The organism is Streptomyces sp. NPDC058650 (genome assembly GCF_042717315.1).
In the GTDB taxonomy this organism is placed as follows: Bacteria; Actinomycetota; Actinomycetes; order Streptomycetales; family Streptomycetaceae; genus Streptomyces.
This window is the reverse complement of record NZ_JBHXRL010000042.1, coordinates 1,921-5,134: the sequence shown is the minus strand read 5'-3', so window position 1 is coordinate 5,134 and position 3,214 is coordinate 1,921. Positions and strand designations below refer to the sequence as shown.

General features: G+C 56.5%; 1 rRNA gene. It reads right to left on the bottom strand.

What is annotated here, in order from left to right:
- Positions 1-32: 32 nt before the first annotated feature.
- Positions 33-3,155: ribosomal RNA gene (locus ACFWWU_RS37050) — 23S ribosomal RNA — on the bottom strand.
- Positions 3,156-3,214 lie beyond the last annotated feature (59 nt).

The window sequence follows — 3,214 nt, the reverse complement described above, 5'->3', positions numbered from 1 at the left end:
CTTCAGAACTAACACAGTGGACGCGAGCAACTGAGGACAAGCCCTCGGCCTATTAGTACCGGTCAGCTCCACCCATTACTGGGCTTCCACATCCGGCCTATCAACCCAGTGGTCTACTGGGAGCCTTACCCTCTCAAGGAGGTGGGAATACTCATCTTGAAGCAGGCTTCCCGCTTAGATGCTTTCAGCGGTTATCCCTCCCGAACGTAGCCAACCAGCCATGCCCTTGGCAGGACAACTGGCACACCAGAGGTTCGTCCGTCCCGGTCCTCTCGTACTAGGGACAGCCCTTCTCAATATTCCTACGCGCACAGCGGATAGAGACCGAACTGTCTCACGACGTTCTAAACCCAGCTCGCGTACCGCTTTAATGGGCGAACAGCCCAACCCTTGGGACCGACTCCAGCCCCAGGATGCGACGAGCCGACATCGAGGTGCCAAACCATCCCGTCGATATGGACTCTTGGGGAAGATCAGCCTGTTATCCCCGGGGTACCTTTTATCCGTTGAGCGACGGCGCTTCCACAAGCCACCGCCGGATCACTAGTCCCGACTTTCGTCCCTGCTCGACCCGTCGGTCTCACAGTCAAGCTCCCTTGTGCACTTACACTCAACACCTGATTGCCAACCAGGCTGAGGGAACCTTTGGGCGCCTCCGTTACCCTTTGGGAGGCAACCGCCCCAGTTAAACTACCCATCAGACACTGTCCCTGATCCGGATCACGGACCGAGGTTAGACATCCAGCACGACCAGAGTGGTATTTCAACGGCGACTCCACCATGACTGGCGTCACGGCTTCAAAGTCTCCCACCTATCCTACACAAGCCGAACCGAACACCAATATCAAACTATAGTAAAGGTCCCGGGGTCTTTTCGTCCTGCTGCGCGAAACGAGCATCTTTACTCGTAGTGCAATTTCACCGGGCCTATGGTTGAGACAGTCGAGAAGTCGTTACGCCATTCGTGCAGGTCGGAACTTACCCGACAAGGAATTTCGCTACCTTAGGATGGTTATAGTTACCACCGCCGTTTACTGGCGCTTAAGTTCTCAGCTTCGCCACACCGAAATGTGACTAACCGGTCCCCTTAACGTTCCAGCACCGGGCAGGCGTCAGTCCGTATACATCGCCTTACGGCTTCGCACGGACCTGTGTTTTTAGTAAACAGTCGCTTCTCGCTGGTCTCTGCGGCCACCCCCAGCTCACGGAGTAAATCCGATCACCAGTGATGGCCCCCCTTCTCCCGAAGTTACGGGGGCATTTTGCCGAGTTCCTTAACCATAGTTCACCCGAACGCCTCGGTATTCTCTACCTGACTACCTGAGTCGGTTTAGGGTACGGGCCGCCATGAAACTCGCTAGAGGCTTTTCTCGACAGCATAGGATCATCCACTTCACCACAATCGGCTCGGCATCAGGTCTCAGGCTTAATGCGTGACGGATTTGCCTATCACACGCCCTACACCCTTACCCCGGGACTACCACCGCCCGGGCTGGACTACCTTCCTGCGTCACCCCATCGCTTACCTACTACCACCTTGGGTCGACGGCTCCACCACTTTCCTTTCCCCGAAGGGTCCGGAACGGCTTCACGGCCTTAGCATTAATGGGCTCGATACTGGGCGTTTCAAAGCGGGTACCGGAATATCAACCGGTTGTCCATCGACTACGCCTGTCGGCCTCGCCTTAGGTCCCGACTTACCCTGGGCAGATCAGCTTGACCCAGGAACCCTTAGTCAATCGGCGCACACGTTTCTCACGTGTGTATCGCTACTCATGCCTGCATTCTCACTCGTGAACCGTCCACAACTAGCTTCCGCTGCTGCTTCACCCGGCACACGACGCTCCCCTACCCATCACAGCGGGCGTTGGCCCTATTGCTGCAATGACACGACTTCGGCGGTACGCTTGAGCCCCGCTACATTGTCGGCGCGGAATCACTTGACCAGTGAGCTATTACGCACTCTTTCAAGGGTGGCTGCTTCTAAGCCAACCTCCTGGTTGTCTCTGCGACTCCACATCCTTTCCCACTTAGCGTACGCTTAGGGGCCTTAGTCGATGCTCTGGGCTGTTTCCCTCTCGACCATGGAGCTTATCCCCCACAGTCTCACTGCCGTGCTCTCACTTACCGGCATTCGGAGTTTGGCTAAGGTCAGTAACCCGGTAGGGCCCATCGCCTATCCAGTGCTCTACCTCCGGCAAGAAACACACGACGCTGCACCTAAATGCATTTCGGGGAGAACCAGCTATCACGGAGTTTGATTGGCCTTTCACCCCTAACCACAGGTCATCCCCCAGGTTTTCAACCCTGGTGGGTTCGGTCCTCCACGAAGTCTTACCTCCGCTTCAACCTGCCCATGGCTAGATCACTCCGCTTCGGGTCTTGAGCGCGCTACTAAATCGCCCTATTCGGACTCGCTTTCGCTACGGCTTCCCCACACGGGTTAACCTCGCAACACACCGCAAACTCGCAGGCTCATTCTTCAAAAGGCACGCAGTCACGACCCATTGGGTAAACCCAATGAGCGACGCTCCCACGGCTTGTAGGCACACGGTTTCAGGTACTATTTCACTCCGCTCCCGCGGTACTTTTCACCATTCCCTCACGGTACTATCCGCTATCGGTCACCAGGGAATATTTAGGCTTAGCGGGTGGTCCCGCCAGATTCACACGGGATTTCTCGGGCCCCGTGCTACTTGGGTGTCTCTCAAACGAGCCGTTAATGTTTCAGCTACGGGGGTCTTACCCTCTACGCCGGACCTTTCGCATGTCCTTCGCCTACATCAACGGTTTCTGACTCGTCTCACAGCCGGCAGACTGTGAAAGAGAGATCCCACAACCCCGCATGCGCAACCCCTGCCGGGTATCACACGCATACGGTTTGGCCTCATCCGGTTTCGCTCGCCACTACTCCCGGAATCACGGTTGTTTTCTCTTCCTGAGGGTACTGAGATGTTTCACTTCCCCTCGTTCCCTCCACATGCCCTATGTGTTCAGGCATGGGTGACAGCCCATGACGACTGCCGGGTTTCCCCATTCGGAAACCCCCGGATCAAAGCCTGGTTGACGGCTCCCCGGGGACTATCGTGGCCTCCCACGTCCTTCATCGGTTCCTGGTGCCAAGGCATCCACCGTGCGCCCTTAAAAACTTGGCCACAGATGCTCGCGTCCACTGTGTAGTTCTCAAACAACGACCAGCCACCCATCACCCCGC